At 71.8% G+C, this 17466-nt stretch carries 15 protein-coding genes and 1 pseudogene; 6 read left to right on the top strand and 10 right to left on the bottom strand.

The features are described 5' to 3' along the window. Positions 1 to 35: 35 nt before the first annotated feature. Positions 36 to 608 (bottom strand): XRE family transcriptional regulator, encoded by a 573-nt coding sequence (locus tag QC385_RS03070; RefSeq protein WP_279539669.1) that lies wholly within the window; start codon positions 606 to 608, stop codon positions 36 to 38. Between the two features lie 97 nt (positions 609 to 705). Between QC385_RS03070 and QC385_RS03075 the strand changes: the two genes are divergently transcribed. Next, positions 706 to 1563 (top strand): DMT family transporter, encoded by an 858-nt coding sequence (locus QC385_RS03075; protein WP_279539670.1) that lies wholly within the window; start codon positions 706 to 708, stop codon positions 1561 to 1563. A 16-nt stretch (positions 1564 to 1579) separates the two neighbouring features. On the opposite strand, the gene QC385_RS03080 is transcribed toward QC385_RS03075, so the two are convergent. Continuing rightward, positions 1580 to 2377, bottom strand: a complete 798-nt coding sequence (locus QC385_RS03080) for an acyltransferase (RefSeq protein WP_279539671.1) — start codon at positions 2375 to 2377, stop codon at positions 1580 to 1582. Between the two features lie 113 nt (positions 2378 to 2490). Here QC385_RS03080 and QC385_RS03085 point away from each other — a divergent pair, with 113 nt between their 5' ends. Next, positions 2491 to 3018, top strand: a complete 528-nt coding sequence (locus QC385_RS03085; protein WP_279539673.1) for a gamma carbonic anhydrase family protein — start codon at positions 2491 to 2493, stop codon at positions 3016 to 3018. 12 nt (positions 3019 to 3030) lie between these two features. Here the strand turns inward: QC385_RS03085 and QC385_RS03090 are convergent, their stop codons facing one another. From QC385_RS03090 to QC385_RS03110, 5 genes and pseudogenes are all read right to left on the bottom strand, one after another. Next, positions 3031 to 3654: a DedA family protein gene (locus QC385_RS03090; RefSeq protein ID WP_279539674.1), complete on the bottom strand. Its 624-nt coding sequence runs from the start codon at positions 3652 to 3654 to the stop codon at positions 3031 to 3033. Positions 3655 to 3725: 71 nt separating this feature from the next. Next, positions 3726 to 6114, bottom strand: a pseudogene (locus QC385_RS03095) (phosphoketolase family protein). 110 nt (positions 6115 to 6224) lie between these two features. After that, a complete protein-coding gene (locus tag QC385_RS03100) occupies positions 6225 to 6986 on the bottom strand; it encodes a fibronectin type III-like domain-contianing protein (RefSeq protein ID WP_279539675.1) in 762 nt (253 codons plus the stop codon). 168 nt (positions 6987 to 7154) lie between these two features. Continuing rightward, positions 7155 to 9137: an RICIN domain-containing protein gene (locus QC385_RS03105; RefSeq protein WP_279539676.1), complete on the bottom strand. Its 1983-nt coding sequence runs from the start codon at positions 9135 to 9137 to the stop codon at positions 7155 to 7157. A gap of 379 nt (positions 9138 to 9516) precedes the next feature. After that, positions 9517 to 9969 (bottom strand): DUF4442 domain-containing protein, encoded by a 453-nt coding sequence (locus QC385_RS03110; protein ID WP_279539677.1) that lies wholly within the window; start codon positions 9967 to 9969, stop codon positions 9517 to 9519. A 164-nt stretch (positions 9970 to 10133) separates the two neighbouring features. Here QC385_RS03110 and QC385_RS03115 point away from each other — a divergent pair, with 164 nt between their 5' ends. Continuing rightward, positions 10134 to 11147, top strand: coding sequence for a hypothetical protein (locus QC385_RS03115; protein ID WP_279539678.1), 1014 nt, complete (start codon positions 10134 to 10136; stop codon positions 11145 to 11147). 211 nt (positions 11148 to 11358) lie between these two features. Here the strand turns inward: QC385_RS03115 and QC385_RS03120 are convergent, their stop codons facing one another. Continuing rightward, on the bottom strand, positions 11359 to 12204 hold the full coding sequence (locus tag QC385_RS03120) for a spermidine synthase (protein WP_279539679.1): 846 nt from the start codon (positions 12202 to 12204) through the stop codon (positions 11359 to 11361). Positions 12205 to 12290: 86 nt separating this feature from the next. Then, entirely contained in the window at positions 12291 to 13460 is a 1170-nt protein-coding gene (gene tuf, locus QC385_RS03125; RefSeq protein WP_279539680.1) for an elongation factor Tu, read from the bottom strand. 356 nt (positions 13461 to 13816) lie between these two features. On the opposite strand from tuf, the gene QC385_RS03130 reads away from it, so the two are divergent. Further along, positions 13817 to 14608 (top strand): TVP38/TMEM64 family protein, encoded by a 792-nt coding sequence (locus QC385_RS03130; protein ID WP_279539681.1) that lies wholly within the window; start codon positions 13817 to 13819, stop codon positions 14606 to 14608. Positions 14609 to 14630: 22 nt separating this feature from the next. Here the strand turns inward: QC385_RS03130 and QC385_RS03135 are convergent, their stop codons facing one another. Beyond that, entirely contained in the window at positions 14631 to 15800 is a 1170-nt protein-coding gene (locus QC385_RS03135; protein ID WP_279539682.1) for a thiolase family protein, read from the bottom strand. A 93-nt stretch (positions 15801 to 15893) separates the two neighbouring features. On the opposite strand from QC385_RS03135, the gene QC385_RS03140 reads away from it, so the two are divergent. Both QC385_RS03140 and QC385_RS03145 read left to right on the top strand, forming a co-directional pair. Then, the gene (locus QC385_RS03140) at positions 15894 to 16364 is read left to right on the top strand and encodes a winged helix-turn-helix transcriptional regulator (protein ID WP_279539683.1); all 471 of its coding nucleotides are present in this window, start codon (positions 15894 to 15896) and stop codon (positions 16362 to 16364) included. 160 nt (positions 16365 to 16524) lie between these two features. Then, positions 16525 to 17400: an undecaprenyl-diphosphate phosphatase gene (locus QC385_RS03145; protein WP_279539684.1), complete on the top strand. Its 876-nt coding sequence runs from the start codon at positions 16525 to 16527 to the stop codon at positions 17398 to 17400. Positions 17401 to 17466 lie beyond the last annotated feature (66 nt).

A 17466-nucleotide genomic window follows, 5' to 3' on the forward strand; every position in this document is an offset into this window, starting at 1 on the left:
GCTAACAACACCGGGCCGCTCTCGGACCGGGCGTCTCAGGTCACGGGCGGCACCGAGACGGCCATCATCATCTCCATCGGCACGTCGCCGGTGTTGCCGTACGTGTGCGGGAGGTTGGCCTCGAAGGACACGCTCGCGCCGGCGGGGACGCGGTGCTCCACGCCGTCGACGGTGAGGGTCAGCTCCCCGGCCGTGACGTGGAGCAGTTCCATCGTGCCGGCGGGGTGCGGGTCCGACGCGCTGCTCTCGCCGGGCATGAGCCGCCAGTCCCACATCTCAAGCGGGCCGGGGGCCTCGGTGCCCGCGAGCAGCCGGTTGTAGCTGCCGGCCTCGGTGTGCCACAGCCGTACGGCCTGCTCCGCGGGGACGATGCGGACCTTCGGGCCCTGCTCGTAGTCGAGGAGGGTGGTGATGCTGACGCCGAGCGCGTCGCCGATCTTGACGACGGTGCCGAGGCTGGGGTTGGTGCGGGCCTGCTCGATCTGGATGAGCATGCCGCGGCTGACACCCGCCCGGGCGGCGAGCACGTCCAGGGTGAAGCCGCGCACCGCGCGCCAGTGCTTGACGCTGCGCGCCAGGGACTGGGTCAGCAGGTCGAGGTCCGACACATTCCGTCCAATATTCTGTATGACATAGTGCAACGCACTGCACTACGGTGTGGTTGACCTGATCGTTCACCGAACTGTACTGCGAGGCATCCGTCCCATGACAGCGCTCTTCGCCCTGGCCACCAGCCTGCTGTGGGGACTGGCCGACTTCGGCGGCGGACTGCTGACCCGGCGCACGCCCGCGCTGACGGTCGTCGTGGTCTCGCAGACGATCGCGGTGGTCGTGCTGGGTGTGGTCGTGGTGGCGACGGGCGGCTGGAGCGAGGCGGGGCCGCAGCTGTGGTTCGCCGTGGCCGCCGGTCTGGTCGGGCCGGTGGCGATGCTCGCCTTCTACAAGGCGCTCGCGCTGGGCCCGATGGGCGTGGTCTCGCCGCTGGGCTCGATCGGGGTGGCCGTGCCGGTCGGCGTGGGCCTGGTCCTGGGCGAGCGCCCGGGCGCGCTCCAGTTCGTCGGCATCCTGGTCGCCGTCGCCGGTGTCTGCCTGGCCGGCGGCCCCCAGTTCCGCGGCGCCCCCGTGCAGCGCCAGGCCATCGCCCTGACCCTCCTCGCGGCCTTCGGCTTCGGCGCGGTGATGGCCCTGATCGCCGAGGCGTCGACCACGCTGACCGGGCTGTTCCTCGCGCTGTTCGTGCAGCGGGTGACGAACGTCGCCGCCGGCGGACTGGCGCTGTACGTGTCGGTGCGGCGCGGGGCGCCCGCCCTTCCGGCGGACGGCTTCCCGTGGCGCTCCCTGCCGGCGCTGGCCTTCGTCGGCCTCGCGGATGTCGCCGCGAACGGCACGTACTCGATCGCCGCCCAGCACGGCCCGGTCACCGTCGCCGCCGTGCTCGCCTCGCTCTACCCGGTGGTGACCGCCGTGGCCGCGCGCGGTGTGCTGCGCGAGCGGCTGCGGGCGGTGCAGGCCGCGGGTGCGGGGCTGGCCCTGGTGGGGACGGTTCTGCTGGCGTCGGGCTGAGCCGGCCGGGGGCGGTTCAGGATCCCGGTTCCAGCTCGGCCAGTCCGGCCGCCGCCTCCTCAGCCGGCTCGGCGAGCCGGGCCGCCGTCTCCTCGTCCAGGCCCGACAGGGCGCACAGCTGCTCGGGGGTGACGCCCTCCGGTATCGGCACCGGCGGCGGTGTGCGCAGCGGCGGCTGCCAGCCGTCGGCCGGTGTCCAGCGCCGTACGACACGCGCCGGCGCGCCCGCCACCACGGAGTGATCGGGCACCCGGCCCCGGACGACCGCGCCCGCGGCCACCACCACGTTCCGCCCGATCCGGGCACCCGGCAGGATCACCGCGCCCGTGCCGATCCAGCAGCCGGGACCGATCTCCACCGGCTCCATCCGCGGCCACTGCTTGCCGATGGGCTCGTGCGGGTCGTCGTAGGAGTGGTTCGTGGACGTGACGTAGACGTACGGACCGAAGTAGCAGTCGCTGCCGATGGTGACCGTCGTGTCCGCGATGACGTGGCTGCCGCGGCCGAGGACGACGCCGTCGCCGATGCGCAGGATCGGGTCGGGGCCGAGGTCGAGGTCGGGCATCAGGCCCGCGGTGAGGGTGACCTGCTCGCCGATGATGCAGTGGGCGCCCAGGTGGATCCAGGGTTCGCCGAAGACCGTGCCGAGCGGGAAAGCGAGTCTGCTACCTGTTCCCATCGCGCCGAATCGGTAACGCCCGGGATGTTCGGCGGTCACGGAGCCCGTGCGCTGCACCCAGGCCCAGCCCGCGTGGACAGCGCGCTGCGCGAGGCCCCGCCGCCAGGATGAGAACGTGTTCTTGCGCTTCGGCACGAGGTCACGGTACTCAGCGGTAGCCCACCCCGCGGCCTTGGAGGCCTGTGATCTTCGCCCCACCGAGTGCCGTACGGTTTGCGCGTTGTCTACGACGTTTTCTGGAGGCGGGCATGGGGCAGCGGGCGATGATCACGGGCATCGGGGGCAGGGACCCGGAGATCGACGAGACGGCGTTCGTGGCGCCGACGGCGTCGGTGATCGGGGACGTGACGCTGGGTGTGGGCGCGAGTGTCTGGTACGGGGCCGTCCTGCGCGGTGACGTCGAGACCATCTCCGTCGGGGCGAGCAGCAACGTCCAGGACAACTGCACCCTCCATGCCGACCCGGGGTTTCCCGTCACGGTGGGTGAGCGGGTGTCCATCGGGCACAACGCGGTGGTGCACGGGGCGACCGTCGAGGACGACTGCCTGATCGGTATGGGGGCGACGGTTCTCAACGGGGCGGTGATCGGGGCCGGGTCGCTCGTCGCCGCGCAGGCGCTGGTGCCGCAGGGCATGGTCGTGCCGCCCGGGTCGCTGGTGGCGGGGGTCCCTGCGAAGGTCCGGCGGGAGCTGTCGGAGGAGGAACGGCAGGGAGTCACCCTCAACGGCACGATGTACGCCGAGCTGGCGAAGGCGCATCGTGAGGTGCACGCGTAGCAGCCGGGCGTCTCACTCGGCAGCGGTTAGGGGCTGGGCCTTCTTCGCCTTGCGCTTGAGTACCAGCATCGACGTGAGGCCGACCAGGACCGCCGCCACCAGGCCCAGCCACGAGAAGCGCTTCAGCCAGGACTCGGCGACGATGCCGACGTAGTAGATGACCGCCGTCGTGCCGCCTGCCCAGAGGATGCCGCCGAAGACGTTGGCGATGGCGAACTTCCAGTACGGCATGCGCAGCACGCCCGCGAGGGGGCCCGCGAAGATGCGGAGGAGGGCGACGAAGCGGCCGAAGAAGACGGCCCACATGCCCCACTTCTCGAAGGACCGCTCGGCGGTGGCGATGTGGCCCTCGCTGAAGTGCTTGGGGAACTTCTTGCCCAGCCAGGCCAGCAGGGGCCGGCCGCCCTTGCGGCCGATGGCGTAGCCGATGGAGTCGCCGATGATCGCGCCGGCCGTGGCGCTGGCGCCGAGGACGACGGGGTCGATGTCGCCGTGCTGGGAGGCGAGCAGCGCGGAGGAGACCAGGATGATCTCGCCCGGCAGCGGGATGCCCAGGCTTTCCAGGCCGATGACCACTCCCACCAGTGCGTAGACGGCCACCGCGGGTACGGTTTCGAGCCACTCCTGGACGTGCAACGCCTGATCCTTTCCCTGTGCTTCCCTGCGAGCACGGGAAGCCTACCGGGTGACAAGACGTCCCCCGCGGCTCAGGCGTTCCAGTTCCACTCGGCGACCTCGGGCAGATCGGTGCCGTGCTCACGGATCCAGGCGTGGTGGCGGGTGCGGGCGTCGGCCATGCGCTGGCGTACGGCCGTGGCGCGCACCGCGAGATGCGGGACGCGGTCGATGACGTCCATGACGAGGCGGTAGCGGTCGAGGTCGTTGCGGACGACCATGTCGAAGGGCGTGGTGGTGGTGCCGGCCTCCTTGTAGCCGCGCACGTGCAGGTGCTGGTGGCCGGCGCGGCGGTAGGCCAGGCGGTGGATCAGCCACGGGTAGCCGTGGTAGGCGAAGATCACCGGCTTGTCGGTGGTGAAGAGACCGTCGTACTCGAAGTCGTTCATGCCGTGCGGGTGTTCCTCCCGGGGCAGCAGCCGGGCGAGGTCGACGACGTTCACCACGCGGACCGACAGCTCGGGCAGGTGCCGGCGCAGCAGGTGCGCGGCGGCCAGGGTCTCCTGGGTGGGGACGTCTCCGGCGCAGGCCAGCACCACGTCGGGTTCGCGGGAGCCGTCCTCGGTGCCGGCCCACTCCCAGATGCCGGCGCCGCGGGCGCAGTGGACCCGGGCCTCGTCCATCGAGAGCCAGTCGAAGCAGGGCTGCTTGCCGGCCACGACGACGTTGACGTAGTCACGGCTGCGCAGGGCGTGGTCCGCGACGGACAGCAGGGTGTTGGCGTCCGGCGGCAGGTAGACCCGCACGACCTCGGGGCTCTTGTTGAGGACGTGGTCGACGAAGCCGGGGTCCTGGTGGGAGAAGCCGTTGTGGTCCTGCCGCCACACGTGCGAGGTCAGCAGGTAGTTGAGGGAGGCGATGGGGGCGCGCCACGGCAGGCGCCGGGAGGTGCGCAGCCACTTGATGTGCTGGTTGACCATCGAGTCGACGATGTGCACGAACGCCTCGTAGCAGGAGAACAGCCCGTGCCGGCCGGTGAGGAGGTAGCCCTCCAGCCAGCCCTGGCAGAGGTGCTCGGAGAGGATCTCCATCACCCGGCCGTGCCGGTCGAGGTGCTCGTCGACGTCGAGGGTCTCGGCCTGCCAGGTCTTGCCGCTGGCGTCGAACACGGCCTGGAGCCGGTTGGAGGCGGTCTCGTCCGGGCCGACCAGGCGGAAGTCACGACGGTCGGCGGTGTCCCGCATGACCTGGGCCAGGAGGTCGCCGAGGACGCGCGTGGGCTCGTGCAGGGTCGTGCCCGGCTTGTCGACGGGGACGGCGAAGTCGTCCAGGGAAGGGATCGGCAGGTCGCGGACGAGCAGCCCGCCGTTGGCGTACGGGGTGGCGCCGAGCCGCCTGCCGCCCTCGGGGACGCAGGCCAGGACATCCGCGACCGGCCGGCCTTCGGCGTCGAAGAGTTCCTCGGGCCGGTAGGAGCGCAGCCAGGCCTCCGAACTGGCGCAGGTGGTCCGGGTTGTCACGGACACCGGCCAGCGGCACCTGGTGGGAACGCCAGGTCCCCTCGACCGGCTCGCCGTCGACCTCGGCCGGTCCGGTCCAGCCCTTCGGGGTGCGCAGCACGATCACCGGCCAGTGCGGGCGCTCGGTCACGCCCTCCTCGCGGGCGGCGCGCTGGGCCTCGGCGATGCGGTCGAGCGCGGTGTCCATCGCCCGGGCCATCGCGCGGTGGACGGTGGCCGGGTCGTCGCCGGTGACGTGGATCGGCTCGTGGCCGTAGCCGCGCAGGAGTGAGTCGAGCTCGGACTGCGGGAGGCGGGACAGCACGGTGGGGTTGGCGATCTTGTACCCGTTGAGGTGCAGGATCGGCAGGACGGCACCGTCGTGGACGGGGTCGAGGAACTTGTTGGCGTGCCATGACCCGGCCAGCGGGCCGGTCTCCGCCTCGCCGTCGCCGATCACGCAGGCGACCAGCAGACCGGGGTGGTCGAGGGCGGCGCCGTAGGCGTGGGCGAGGGAGTAGCCGAGTTCGCCGCCCTCGTGGATCGAGCCGGGCACCTCCGGGGCGACGTGGCTGGGCACGCCGCCGGGGAACGAGAACTGCCGCATCAGCAGCTCCATGCCCTGCGCGTCCCGCGTCACGTCCGGGTACTTCTCGCTGTAGCTGCCCTCCAGCCAGGAGTTGGCGAGCACCGACGGACCACCGTGGCCCGGGCCCCAGATACAGAGCGCGTCCAGCGCCCGGTTCTTGATCACCCGGTTGAGGTGTGTGTGGACGAGGTTGAGCCCGGGCGAGGTGCCCCAGTGGCCCAGCAGCCGCGGCTTGATGTGCTCGGGCCGCAGCGGCTCGGTCAGCAGGGGGTTCGCCAGCAGATAGATCTGACCGGCCGCCAGGTAGTTGGCGGCCCGCCAGTGGGCGTCCAGAGTGCGCAGTTCCTCGTCGGTCGGTTGCGTGCTGCTGTCCTGGCGCGGGGCCTCGGGCATGAGTGAGCTCCCTGGGTTCTGCGACGGCCTCAGGAGGAGTACCAGTTTGTTCCGGTTCGATGCCAGGCGCCTCCCGGCCATGTGTCGCCGGGAGTGCGGTGCGCGCCGCGTCAGCCGCCCACGCGTTCGCTCGTCCGCAGCCGCAGGTCCCTTGACGACGCCCCGATCCACAGGGGGCGCGGGCCCGTGCCGAGCACCCAGTCGTGGGGCTTCGGGTCCCAGGAGGACAGGGTCCGCGGCTCGACGCGCACGGTGACCCGCCGCTGCTCCCCGGCCCGCAGGGCGAGCCGCCGGTACCCGGCCAGCACACGGACCGGCTGGTCGAGCGGCAGGTCCGGGGAGGGGCCCGCGTACACCTGCGGGACGTCCACGCCGTCGCGCGGGCCGGTGTTGCGGACCGTGAAGGCGACGTCGAGGCCGCCGGCCGTCCAGCGCGCGTCCGGATCCGCGTAGGCGAAGGACGTGTAGGACAGTCCGTGGCCGAAGGGGAACAGCGGCCGTACGCCCTCGGCGTCGTACCAGCGGTGGCCGACGTGGATGCCCTCCGTGTACTCCTCGGTGCCGCCGACGCCCGGGTAACGGCGGGGGTCCCCGGCGACGGGGTGGTGGTCGTCGCCGGTCGGGAAGCTCTGGGTGAGGCGGCCGCCGGGGTCGCGGTCGCCGAACAGGACGGCGGCGGTGGCGGCGGCGCCCTCCTGGCCCGGGTAGTACCTTCGACGCGAGTGCCGGTGCCGGGGCCGTGTCCGTCCCGCGCGTGGGCACCGGGCGGCACGGCGAAACCACCGGCGGCCGCCGCGGCGACGGCGATCGATCCACCGAGCAGACGCAGTGCGGACCGCCGTGGGAATCGGGGGACGGTGTCGGTCATGCAACGCACTATGCGTCAGGACGGACTGCCCCCTGGTCGGACACCACCGGCACCGGGTGAACCGCGGGGCGGGAGCCGGGGCGGGCCACCCGACCGGGTGACGCGATGGGTGACATCGCGCGTGACGCGGGAGGCGGGGGCGGCCCCTGCGGACGCGGCCCGTAACCCCGCTCTACGGGAGCGCGACGGAGTGGGGTGTCGTCGTCACGGCCGTGGTCGCGGTGGCCGGCGCGGAACCGAGGACGTCGGCGTGGGGCGCCGGAGCGAGTACGTCGGTGTCATGGGCGCCGGTGTCGCCGGGGGCCCGTCCCGGCTCGGCTGCGTCGCAGCAGTCCGCCTGGGCGAACCGCGTCTCGTACCGCTCCTGCGGCAGTTCCCCGGACTCGCTCCGCGGGGGTTCGGACAGATGCCCGTGCGGGGCACCGTCGTACGGCTCGCTCTCCCGGCGGTTCACCTCCTGACGGCTCTCCTCCCGGCGGCTCACCTCCCGGCGGCTCTCCTCCCGGCGGCTCACCTCCTGACGGCTCTCCTCCTGGCCACTCTCTTTCCGACCGCTCTCCTTCTGGCCGCTCTCCTTCTGGCCGCTCTCCCGAGGCGCGTCCCGCTCCAGCCGCTCTCCCGGCTCCCCCGCGTGGCCGCCGAGAGCGACCTGCGGTTCCAGCACCCATCGCTGCGCCTCTGATCCGTCGCGCCCGGCGACGATCACGTTCCGGCCCTTGCCGTGGGCGACGGCCAGTCCCTTGCCGCCGCGCGGCAGGAGCTCGCCGCGCACGGTGAGGTCGTAGCGCACCACTCCGGCGTGCACGACGCAGCCGGTCAGGACGACCGAGCCCTCCGCGGTGTCGGAGCCGAGGCAGAGGGTGGGGTCGGCGGCGCTGCGCAGCATGCCGTCGTCCTGGTACGACCACTGGAGGGGCCCGGCGGAGGAGCAGGAGGTCAGAACGGCGCGGGCGTCGGCGCGTGCCCGTCCGCCCCGGGCGTCGAGGCACAGGCCGGCGTCGAGGTTGCGCAGCCGCCCGCGGGCCACTTCCACGGTGCGGCGCGCCGACGCGGCCGACGGGAGGCCTGCCGAGGAGGTTCCCGCGGAATCCGGGGCGACGGAGTGGCCGCTGACCGCTCCCCAGGTGGCCTGGGGAGCCACGGTGCCGCCCTCCTCCGTCCAGCCCCTGGCGGCGAGCAGCGTCGCGAGCAGGACGAGGGAGGTCACCCCGACCGCGGCGGCCAGCGCCTTCGTGTGTCTCCTCGAAGGCCCGAGCCGGCCTCCCGCCGGCAGGGCTGGGGCACGGAGTCGGTGACGGCCACCGGCCGCGACCGCGGGCAGGGCGCTCCGGCCCCCGTCACGGCCCGGCCGTGATTCGAGGTAGCGGCGGGCGCCCCAGCCGAGCACGGTCTCGACGAGCAGGTTCTGCAACCCACCCTCGAAATGACTGAGTTGCTCGGCGGCGTGCCGGCAGTAGCGGCAGGCCATCAGATGCCGTTGAACATCCGGCAGCAGGGCCCCGCCGCGGCGCATCGGAACGTCCAGCAGACGGTTGTAAAAGCGGCATTCCCGCGTCGGCGCGAGTTCCCGGTGGGCCCGGACGCAACCCGCCCGGAATTGCTCGCGCGCCTGCTCCAGAGCGGTCGACGCGGTACGGACGTCCACTCCCAGCAGACCGGCCGGTACGGATATGTGCTCGGCCTCGACCTCCGTGTGCCAGAGCAAGCATTGTGAAGCTCCCGGAAGGGTTCGGAATGCGCGCTCGGCGAGCCGCCGCCTTTCGGGCGTCGTGGGCCGCGCGGCACGCAGACCGCGGGCGCCGACGGGTTTGCGGAGTTCCGGCATCACTCCCGAAATGCCGTCGTCGGCGGCCCACTCCCCGATCGTGTCCCGCACGGCGGCGAGCAGCCGCGGGCGCAGGGCGCCGCCGCCCGGCCGGGCGAGTTCCCGGCGGAACGCGGCGGCGGCCGCCATCGACGCCGAATCCTGCGAGGAAGCCAGGCAGATCACGGCGTACTCGTGCATGGCCCGCCAGTGCCGGGCCAGCAAGAGGGCGGCGGCGCGCGAGCCTTCACCGGGATCACCTGCCCGGGCGAGCAGATCGCGATCGGAATCCTCGGCGCCCGTTCCGGGGCGCGGCGGGTACGGCGGGCGTGGGGGGTTGGGGGATTGCACTGAACCATTTCCTTCCAGCCGCAGGACGGCATGCGAATTGCGCGCGTCCGTCGGAAAGCAGGTGCGTGATTGGTGCATACCTATGCCGCGTCAGCTGCGGACTCGGCTGTGAGGCGGCTCACTTTCGCACAGGCGACTGACAAGTAACAAGGAGTTCGGATGGCCCGAGTTCAGAAGGAGACGAATTCAGAAATGTTACCGGCGGTATCCGCACCGGCTTTCGAAACTGCCGCCTCGATGAACCTCAAGTTGTGCGCACCAAAAGGCGGTTGGCACACGAAATCTCCAACTTCGCAGCCGGAGACACCCCCGGTGCCGACGAGCCCGACATGCGAGAGCCCCGGCACTGGGCCGGGGCTCCGCTCGCACTACAGCCGGATCAGCCGTTGGGACGCAGCGTCCACACGACGGTCATCTCGCCGGTCACCGCGCCATCGGCCCGCTGGATGGCGATGGCGACCGGGAACTCGGGACGCTCACCGGCGTCCAGTTCCGCGACGACCTCGGCTGCCGGACGACCGAGGGTCGCGGTGGCGGTGACCGCCCCCATCGCCAGCTTCTTGTAGGAGATCTCGGCGCTGACGGCCAGCGGCACGGCGCGCGAGAGCTGGTCCCCGAACGCGGCCAGCACGATCGCCCCGCTCGCGGACTCGCCGAGCGTGAACATCGCCCCGGCGTGCGGCCCGCCCACGTGGTTGTGGTACTCGCCCTGGTCGGGCAGGGACACCACCGCCCGGTCCGGCGACGTCTCGAGGAACTCGAGGTTCAGGGTCCGGGCCATGGGCACCGTGGCGGCGAGCATCTCGCCGATGGACATCTGGTCTGCGCTCATGGCCGCATGTTACTCACGAGTAGAGACCCGTGACCAGGCCCGTGTGACGACCGCCGAACCGGTCCCCGCCCCCACCGTCCGCACCGGCCCGTTCCCGGGTTGCTACGTCTCCGTCCACGGGCAGTGACCGAATCGTGTCCGGAGCGCGGCTAGGGTGGCTGCCCATGTGGCCAGGACAGCAGCCGCCCGGGGGCGAGCAGAACCCGCAAGCGAACAACCCGTATCAGCAGCCGGGGTACCAGCAGCCGAATCCGTATCAGCAGCCGGGCTATCAGCAGCAGCCCAACCCCTACGGACAGCAGCCGCAGTGGGGTGCCCCCGGGCAGGCCGGCGCGCCGCAGCCCCCGCAGGGAGGTGGGGGCGGCAACCGGACCAAGCTGGTCGCGATCATCGCCGCCACGGCGGTCGTCGTGGCGGCCGGTGTCACCGGCTTCCTGGTGCTGGGCGGCGACAAGGACGACACCGCGGACGGCGGCAAGGGCGGAAGCAAGAAGAACACGGCGCCGGCGAGCCCGTCCGCTGAGCCGAGCGCACCCGCCACGGGCGACAACCCCCGCGGCGGCGAGGAGGAGCAGCCCACGGTCAAGGGCTGGAAGGTCGTCATCAACCCCAAGTGGGGCACGGCCTTCGACGTCCCCGCGGACTGGGAGGTGGCGTCACCGACGTCGTCCGTCTTCTTCGAGGACGAGAAGTCCGACGACGGCAAACCGCTCATCACCATGTCGGCTCCGGCGTTCTACAAGTCCGAGTGGTGCACGAGCGACGAGGACAAGGACGGCAGGACCGAGACCGAGTCCCTGGCCGGAGCGGGCACCAAGGGTGCGGACGGCGCCAAGAACACCGACGAGGTCGCGGTCAACCAGGTGGCCTGGTGGGTGTTCGGTGGTTACACGCAGCCTGACAGGAAGAGCGTCAAGACCGAGGACAAGGCCAAGCCCTACACCACCGCCGCGGGCGTGAAGGGCAGCGTCGCCTGGGCGTGGTCGGAGAACACGCCCGACAAGGGCAAGTGCGCGAGCGACGGCAAGGCGGTCACGTTCGGCTTCAAGAACTCGGCGGGCGACTTCGTCTCGTGGAGTTTCTACGGGGCCAAGGGCGTCAAGGGCGAGGTGCCCAAGGAGACGATCATGAAGATCCTCAGCACGGTCCGGCTGCACGGGGAGCCGACCGGAGGCTGACCCGGAAGCCTAACGGGCCCGCCCCGGCGGGAGGCGGGCCCGGCTCACCGGACTCTCCGGACGCCGCGCAGACGGTTCGGCAGGAGGGGCTCCCGGCGGCGACGGCCGACCGGCGACATCACCCGCCACCCCGAACCGCCTCCGCCCGGAGCCCCCGCCGGCCCGTGACATCCCTCGCCACACCGATGCTTGGGGCGGCACGGAACACACGTCAGCCGATACCGAACGCCCCCTCGGGGGGCACCGGTGACGGCACGGCGTCCTCGTCCCGCACCACTCGCGCGTCCCCGATGAACTCCCGCAGAGCGGCGCCGTGTTCGACCCGGGCCGGGAACGCGTCGGCGGCCGCGAGCCGGGCCAGGGCGGCGACGTCGACAGGCTCGTGCCCGGCCACGAGCACCGCGTTCCCGAAGCGCCGCCCACGCAGCACGCCCGGCTCGGCGATCAGCACGAGTTCCTCGAAGGCGGTGGCCAGTGTGGCGAGTTGCGACCGCAGGAAGTCGAACGGCGCCGCGTCGGGGAGATTGGCGAGGTAGACCCCACTCCCCCGCAGGACCCGCGCGGCCTGCCGCACATAGGCGACGGACGTGAGATGCGCCGGAACCCGCGAGCCGCCGAACACATCGGCGACGATCAGGTCGGCCGAGCCCCCGGCGGCGTTCTCCAGCCACTCCCGGGCGTCCGCCGCGTGCGGCGCGACCCTGGCCCCCTCCGGCAACGGCAGATGCTCGGCCACCAGTTTCAGCAGCCCCCGGTCGGCCTCGACGACGTCCTGCCGTGACCCCGGCCGGGTCACGGCCACGTACCGCGGCAACGTGAGCGCCCCACCCCCGAGATGCACGACATCCAGCGCACGTCCCGGCTCACCCACCACGTCCAGCACGTGCCCGAGCCGCCGCGCGTACTCGAACTCCAGGTGCGTGGGATCGTCCAGATCGACATACGACTGCGGCGCCCCGTCGACGGTGAGCAACCAGGCCCGCTCCCGGTCGATGTCGGGCATGAGCTTGGCGAGCCCGTGATCGACGGATCGGGCAACGGGAATGGAGTCCTTCACTCCTCCATTGTGCGTGTGGGGACAACGCCTCAGGGGCGCGGGGAACTGCGCGACCGGCCCCATACGGCCGGCAGTCCCCCACCACCTCAACCCACCACGGTCACGGTCCCCGCCCCCACGGTCCTGCCACCCTCACGAATGGCGAACCCGAGCCCCGGCTCCACAGGCACCTCGCGCCCCAGCTCCACAGTCATGACGACTGTGTCACCGGGTTGCGCCATCGCCGCCTCACCGAGATGGACGACCCCCATAACGTCCGCGGTCCGGATGTAGAACTGCGGCCGGTACCCGGAAGAGACGGGCGTCGCACGACCACCCTCCCGAGCCGACAGGACATACACCCGCGCGCTGAACCGACGACTGGGCACCACACTCCCCGGCGCGGCCACCACGTGCCCCCGCCGGACGGCATCGCGGGGAACCCCCCGCAGCAGCAGTGCCACGTTGTCCCCGGCCTGCGCCTCCTCCATCGGCTTGCCGAAGGTCTCCAGCCCCGTGACCACCGTCTCGACCGAAGCCCCGAGCACCTCGACCTTGTCCCCGACCCGCACCGTGCCCCGCTCCACGGCACCGGTCACCACCGTCCCCCGGCCGGTGATGGTCAGCACGTTCTCCACCGGCAGCAGGAACGGCGCGTCCAGATACCGCTCCGGCATCGGCACATACGTGTCCACCGCGTCGAGCAGCGCCTCGATCGAGGCCGTCCAGCGCGGGTCCCCCTCCAGCGCCTTCAGTCCCGAGACGCGCACCACGGGTACGGAGTCACCGCCGTAGCCGTGCGCGGTGAGCAGGTCGCGCACCTCCAGCTCGACCAGGTCGGTCAGCTCCTCGTCCCCCGCGTCGGCCTTGTTGAGGGCGACCACGATGTGGTCGACGCCCACCTGCCGGGCGAGCAGCACGTGTTCGGCGGTCTGCGGCATGATCCCGTCGAGCGCGGAGACGACGAGGATCGCCCCGTCGAGCTGCGCGGCGCCGGTGACCATGTTCTTGACGTAGTCGGCGTGGCCCGGCATGTCCACGTGGGCGTAGTGCCGCGTGTCGGTCTCGTACTCGACGTGCGCGATGTTGATGGTGATGCCGCGCGCCGCCTCCTCGGGCGCCCGGTCGATCCGGTCGAACGGCACGAACGTGCCGGTGCCGCGCTCGGCGAGGACCTTGGTGATGGCGGCCGTGAGGGTGGTCTTGCCGTGGTCGACATGACCCATCGTGCCGATGTTGAGATGCGGTTTCGTGCGGACGTAGGCCGTCTTGGACATGGCTGTACCTCGAAGCGTCTAGTCATGAAGTGGGACCCCGAGGACTTCCCGACCCTCCCCTTGCGGGGTCCGCCGGAGGAACCGGAGAGGGTCAGCTTCGGGCGCCGTCGGCAACGGCCGTGAGAACGGCGACGACAGCCTTCGGGGCATCCGTGACCACGGATGCTGCGAGGGTGAAGGCGTGCCGGAACATGGGACAGATCATTGCCGACGCGTTACCGCACGTCGAATGGTTTTCGGGCCCGCCCGGTGGGCCCGCCCCGTGGGTCCGCGCCGGGGGTTGCGCCCGGGCACCTGTGACGCTCGTGAGACGAACCATACGGCGATCACACACATTTGTCGGTTAGTGTCACCGGATGCTCGATGCCACCACCCGCTCTGGGGGCACCGCCACGGCCTCTCCCCGGGCCACCACCGCGGAGCTCGCCGTCGCCGTTTCCCCGGCAACGACCGCCTCGCCCGCCGTCTCCACCGGTTTCGCCGCCCGCTGCACCAGAGTTCTGCTCTCTCCGTGGTCGCGGCTGTCCCTGCTCTTCGCACTGCTCGCCGCCGGCGCCTGCGGGGTCCTGCTGTTCGAGCCGCAGCGGCTGCTGACACAGGGCTGGCCGCCACAGCTCGGCGGAGCCATGGCGGCGGTGGTGTTCGCGGTGGCGTACGGCGTGTGCACCGTGGCATTCGTACCGAGGCCGCTGCTGAACCTCGCGGCGGGAGCCCTGTTCGGTTCGCAGCTGGGCACCGGTGTGGCGCTGGCCGGCACGGTGCTCGGTGCCGGGATCGCCTTCTGCCTGGGGCGCGCGCTGGGCCAGGAGGCCCTGCGGCCGCTGCTGCGAGGGCGCTGGCTGAAGGCCGCGGACGGCCAGCTCAGCCGGCACGGCTTCCGCTCGATGCTGGTGGTGCGGCTGTTCCCCGGTGTGCCGTTCTGGGCCTCGAACTACTGCGCCTCGGTCTCCCGCATGGGCCTGCTGCCGTTCCTGCTGGCGACGGGCCTCGGCTCGATCCCGAACACCGCCGCCTACGTCGTCGCCGGCGCCCGCGCCTCCACCCCGACGTCCCCCGCCTTCCTGATCGCTCTGGCCTGCATCGCCCTGCCCGCGCTGGCGGGCGTGGTGGTGGCCTGGCGCAAGCGGCACCGCCTGCGCCAGCTCTGACGAACCGTTACACCGGCCCGGCTCACACCCGTTCCAGCACCATGGCGTTGGCGAGCCCGCCCGCCTCGCACATGGTCTGGAGCGCGTACCGGGCACCCCGTTCCCGCATCGCGTGCACCAGCGTCGTCGTCAGCCGGGTGCCGCTCGCGCCGAGCGGGTGGCCGAGCGCGATGGCGCCGCCGTGCACGTTGACCCGGGCGAGGTCGGCGCCGGTTTCCTGCTGCCATGCCAGTACGACGGCCGCGAACGCCTCGTTGACCTCGAACAGGTCGATGTCGTCGAGGGTCAGCGACGCCCTGCGCAGCACCTTCTCGGTCGCCGGGACGACGCCCGTGAGCATCAGCAGCGGGTCGGATCCGGTGACGGCGAAGCTGTGCAGCCGGGCGAGCGGGCGCAGGCCGAGACGGGCCGCCGTCTCGCTGGAAGTGATGAGCACCGCGGAGGCCCCGTCGTTGATCGGGCTCGCGTTGCCCGCCGTGACGTTCCACTCGATCTGCGGGAAGCGTTCGGCGAAGCCGGGGTCGTGGTAGGCGGGCTTGAGGCCGGCGAGGATCTCGGTGGTGCTGCCGGGCCGTACGCACTCGTCGCGCGCGACGCCCTCCAGGGGCGCGACCTCGGCGTCGAAGAGCCCGCTGCCCCAGGCGGCCGCTGCCTTCCGGTGCGACGAGACGGCGAAGTCGTCCATCTGCTCGCGGCCGATCGACCACTTGGCGGCGATGAGTTCGGCGCTGATGCCCTGCGGGACGAGCCCCTCGGGGTAGCGCTCGGCGATCCCGGGCCCGAAGGGGTCCTTGCCCGCGGGCACGTTCGACCACATCGGCACCCGGCTCATCGACTCGACCCCGCAGGCCACGACGAGGTCGTACGCGCCCGAGAGGACGCCCTGCGCCGCGAAGTGCACGGCCTGCTGGGACGAGCCGCACTGGCGGTCCACGGTGGTCGCGGGCACCGACTCCGGGAAGCCCGCGGACAGGACGGCGTAGCGGGTGGTGTTCATGGCCTGCTCGCCGACCTGGTCGACGGTGCCGCCGATGACGTCGTCGATCAGCGCCGGGTCGACGCCGGAGCGTTCGACGAGGGTGCGCAGGGTGTGGGCGAGGAGCTCCACCGGGTGGACGTGCGCGAGGGCGCCGTTCGGCTTGCCCTTGCCGATCGGGGTGCGTACGGCTTCGACGATGACTGCGTCACGCATGGTGCGGCCTCCACGACTACCGGCGAGTAGGAAATCCAAACTCACCGTAGCCCGCCGGGTTGGAAATTCCAACCCTCTCCTAGACTGAGCTTCATGGCCGCCAGCAAAGACCCGCGCCCCTGCTCCATCGCCGACACCCTGGCCCTCGTGGGCGAGAAGTACTCCCTGCTCGTGCTGCGGGAGGTGTGCCTCGGCAACGGCCGGTTCGACCAGCTGGTGCGCAACATCGGCGCTCCGCGCGACATCCTCGCCGCGCGGCTGCGCCGGCTCGTCGACGCCGGGATCCTGGTCAAGCAGCTCTACAGCGAGCGCCCGCAGCGCTTCGAGTACCGGCCGACCCGGGCCGGGCTGGAGCTGGAGCCGGTGCTGATGACCCTCATGGCCTGGGGCGACCGCCATCTGCGGACGGACGGCGACCGCCCGATGGTCGTCGAGCACTCCTGCGGCCGCCCGCTCGCCCCGGTCGTCACCTGCCGGGCCTGCGGCGACGAGGTGCGCCACGAGGACCTCAGGGTCCACCCACAGGCGCCCGGCTGGACGGTGACCGGGCCGACGGCGGCCTGATCCCGCCCTGCCGCGGGGCACCTGTCAAACCCCTGTGTCCAAGCGGTCATCCGGGGACGCTACGCTTCCCCCTCGGCACACCTGATCCCCGGTCCTCGTACCCGGCGGCCCGGCGTGCCCGTCGTCCGTTCCACGATCGGCACTTGGACTCCGCTACCTCATGTCTTGGTTCGAATCACTCATCCTCGGACTCGTCCAGGGGCTGACCGAGTTCCTCCCCGTCTCCTCCAGCGCGCACCTGCGGCTGACGGCGGCCTTCTCGGGCTGGGAGGACCCGGGCGCGGCCTTCACGGCGATCACCCAGATCGGCACCGAGGCCGCCGTGCTGATCTACTTCCGCAAGGACATCGGGCGGATCATCTCGGCGTGGACGCGCTCCCTCACGAACAAGGAGCTGCGCAGCGACCCCGACGCGCGGATGGGCTGGCTGGTCATCGTCGGCTCGATCCCGATCGGTGTGCTCGGCGTGACGCTGAAGGACCAGATCGAGGGGCCGTTCCGCGACCTGCGGATCACCGCGACGATGCTGATCGGCATGGGCATCGTCCTGGGCGTCGCCGACCGGCTCGCCGCCCGGGACGAGAAGAGCGGCCGGCACCGCGCTCCCAAGCAGCGCAAGGCCCTGGAGGACCTGGGCGTACGGGACGGCCTGATCTACGGCGTCTGCCAGGCCATGGCGCTCGTCCCGGGCGTCTCCCGCTCCGGCGCCACCATCAGCGGCGGCCTGTTCATGGGCTACAAGCGCGAGGCCGCGGCCCGCTACTCCTTCCTGCTCGCGATCCCCGCCGTCCTCGCATCGGGCCTGTTCGAGCTCAAGGACGCGACGGAGAGCGGGCATGTCTCGTGGGGGCCGACGATCTTCGCGACGGTCATCGCCTTCGCGGTCGGCTACGCGGTGATCGCCTGGTTCATGAAGTTCATCTCGACCAAGAGCTTCATGCCGTTCGTCTACTACCGCATCGCGCTGGGCATCGTCATCATCGTCCTGGTCAGCATGGGTGCGCTGAGCCCGCACGCCGCCGAGTCGGCCGGCTGACCCGGCGGGTCTGTGACCCGCGTCTCGTGACCAACCGCATAGGGCGGGGGCAGCCGTCCGGTGGCG

The organism is Streptomyces sp. DH10, from assembly GCF_029813805.1.
Lineage (GTDB): Bacteria > Actinomycetota > Actinomycetes > Streptomycetales > Streptomycetaceae > Streptomyces > Streptomyces coeruleofuscus.